Genomic DNA, 2,792 nt, shown 5'->3' on the forward strand with positions numbered 1-2,792 from the left:
CTGTGATCGCATCTGGAAAGCCTTTGAGGCCATCGACGACAGCAAGTAGAATATCCTCTGTGCCACGGTTGCGCAGCTCGTTCATGACCCGCAGCCAGAACTTGGCACCCTCGTTTTGCTCAAGCCACAGCCCGAGCACTTCCTTGGCGCCATCGGCGCGGACGCCAAGGGCGATATGGATCGCTTTTATTGCGGACCATGCCTTCGTCTCGGATTTTTTACCCCGGATCGCATCGAAAAAAAGACCAGCGGATAGATCGCATCGAGCGGGGCGTTGCTGCCAGACGGCGACTTCATCGAGCACCGCGTACGTCACCGTGCTGATGAGATCGGGCGACACATCGATGCCGTACAGATCCTGCAGGTGCCCGGTAATCTCCCGGGTGCTCATGCCCCGCGCATACATCGACACAATCTTCTCATCGAAGCCCGGAAAGCGGCGCTGATACTTGGCTATCAGCTGCGGGTCGAAGCTGGACTGGCGGTCGCGCGGGACATCAATCTCCAGCTTGCCGGTCTCGGTCATTACGGTCTTCCGGCCATAGCCGTTGCGCGTGTTACCGGCACCTTCGCCTGTCGCAAGATGGTGATCCATCTCCGCATTTAACGCGCGCTCCGTGAGCGCCTTCTTCAGCGAATCCAGCAAGCCACCTTGTTCAAATGCGGCACTGGCAGCGCCTCCCGGCCAAAAAGCTGGTCGAGAAGCGCATTGGGGAATAACGGGGTTCTTTTGCGTCGTGACATAGTGGGGACTCCTTGTTACCCATTATGCCCGGTCACACACGGAAATCCTGACCAGTCCCCAGCCCCTGCCTGCGCGCGCACCAGCGATTATGAGGAGACGATCGTTACGGTCATCTTCATTGGCGACAGCAGCTTTGCTGTCCACGAACTGGCACATGCGATCGTCCGCCGGGCCACACTCATCAGCCGACTGCGGCTCGATTGCCAACTTGTTTGCACAGGCCTGACGGGGCGAACGGCACGCACGGATGGGCCGCCCGCACAGAAGGGCGAGCATTACCAAAACTCAAGACCCTGCTCGCCAATCCGGCGACACGCTGGACCAGCATTCTCGTCTCTGCCTGGTATGGCCATCTCAACGGCAAGACGCTCCAGATCACATCCGACATCGCCCTATGGTACAGGCCCGGCACCCCGGTCTTGCCGGTCCGCTGGGTCCTGGTTCGCGATCCTGACGGAAAGCGCGACCCGCAGGCCTTCTTCAGTACCGACATTACCCTCGAGCCCGCCGACATCATCGCCCTCTCGTCCGCCGATGGCAAATCGAAGTCACCTTTGCCGAAACCCGCGCTCACCTGGGTGTCGAGACACAGCGCCAGTGGACCGACAAAGCCATAGCGCGAACCACACCGGCGCTGCTGGGTCTCTACACTCTTATATCACTATGGGCCTGCGATCTGCTGACCAATAAAAAGCACCCCGTATTCCGCCGCGTGGTATCGAAAAAACCAGCCCGACATTCAGTGACGCCATCGGTGCCGTCCGCCTCCAGATCTGGGTCGGCGACATTTAATCCACACTCCCCGCCGCACCGAGAAACGCACTATATTCCGACAACCCGCCTCGTACGTATGGCTCAAGCACTATGCTTCGCTACCTAATCGTACAAAGTCGAGCTTAGATACCAAGTCATCATGCCTGCCTTTCGATTTTTCTTGACTGGCAATGCCGGATCGGGGGTTTTTCGCCAGTCAATCCCCTGCCAACGATTCTCCAGGTTGCGATGAAGTCCGAAATTGATCAAGCACCCGCATGCAGCTGTGATCGATAAATTTTCGTCGATTTCGAGTGGGCGATTGTAAAAACGCTGGTACGGGGGGGGAAGATCACCGCGCCCAATTTCTGTGCACGCAGTCATGTTGCGAAGGTGTGCCAGATTAAGCGGCGTTTCTCTCGTCATCAGCACCAGTTTGCGCCGTTCCTTAAGCATGACGTCCGCCGCGCGTGTAATCAGATTGTCGGACAGGCCATTGGCGACTGCAGCCAATGTCCGCATTGAGCATGGCGCGATCACCATGCCTTCGCACAGGAACGAACCGCTCGCGATGCTCGCCCCTACATTGCGGCTGCTGTGCACGACGTTTTGCAGCATCCTCGAATTGCTGCCGCCCATCGACAAGCTCTTCGCGGATGTTGAGCAAGGCGGCCTGCGACATGACCAAATGCGTTTCCCAGCCAGCTTGATCTTTCAGCATTGTCAACAGACGCAACCCGTAGATCGCACCGGTTGCTCCGGTTATGGCAACGACGATCCGTTTCACGAGCGCACAGCGCCAACAAAAGGTTGGTTCTAAAAACTTCAACGAATGGACAAGATACACTTGTCAACAATCTGTCACCCTTCCGCTTCGTCTGAGACAAAAAGGGGGGCGGCAAGTTWAAGCCGCCCCCCCGATCCTAAGTTTTTAGAATTCATAACCGACCCTGAGGAACCATTCCCGTGGGCGGGAAAAAGTTGGCAGTTGCCAGACCAGCCACATCAAGATCGACAAAGCCACCTTGGATGTACCGCTTATCAGTCAGATTGGTAACGCCTCCGGTGATCGTGAAATGATCTCCAGGGAGGGTGTATGAAGCGTTCGCACCGAACACGCTGTAAGCGGGTTGGAAAAAGTTGCGGGTTGTTGATAGCGTCCTTGAAAGTTGAACTCTGATGATACCAATCACCACGGAGTACCAGCTTGCCGTTTTCATTGTCGAGCACAGTCGCATTCGCTGCAACGGTTCCTGTCCATTCAGGCACCATAGCGAACTTGGAGTCGATGTTC

General features: G+C 56.7%; 4 protein-coding genes and 1 pseudogene. 1 reads left to right on the plus strand and 4 read right to left on the minus strand.

Translation table 11 applies throughout. The annotated features are described in order from the left end of the window. Positions 1 to 646, minus strand: a 646-nt coding sequence (locus BF95_RS24825; protein WP_443018435.1) for an IS256 family transposase, incomplete at its 3' end; no start/stop codon positions are given. A 311-nt stretch (positions 647 to 957) separates the two neighbouring features. Here BF95_RS24825 and BF95_RS28535 point away from each other — a divergent pair. Then, positions 958 to 1,362, plus strand: coding sequence for a hypothetical protein (locus BF95_RS28535; protein ID WP_051520234.1), 405 nt, complete (start codon positions 958 to 960; stop codon positions 1,360 to 1,362). Positions 1,363 to 1,621: 259 nt separating this feature from the next. On the opposite strand, the gene BF95_RS27030 is transcribed toward BF95_RS28535, so the two are convergent. From BF95_RS27030 to BF95_RS27035, 3 genes and pseudogenes are all read right to left on the minus strand, one after another. Next, complete coding sequence (locus tag BF95_RS27030) at positions 1,622 to 2,137, minus strand: UbiX family flavin prenyltransferase (protein ID WP_268747209.1); 516 nt, start codon at positions 2,135 to 2,137, stop codon at positions 1,622 to 1,624. A gap of 67 nt (positions 2,138 to 2,204) precedes the next feature. After that, positions 2,205 to 2,345 (minus strand): annotated as a pseudogene (locus BF95_RS30860) (hypothetical protein); the annotation flags it as partial. Between the two features lie 91 nt (positions 2,346 to 2,436). Next, the coding region (locus tag BF95_RS27035) for a TonB-dependent receptor (protein ID WP_235209999.1) at positions 2,437 to 2,792 on the minus strand (356 nt) is incomplete at its 5' end.

Source organism: Sphingobium sp. Ant17 (genome assembly GCF_000588875.1).
GTDB lineage: Bacteria > Pseudomonadota > Alphaproteobacteria > Sphingomonadales > Sphingomonadaceae > Sphingobium.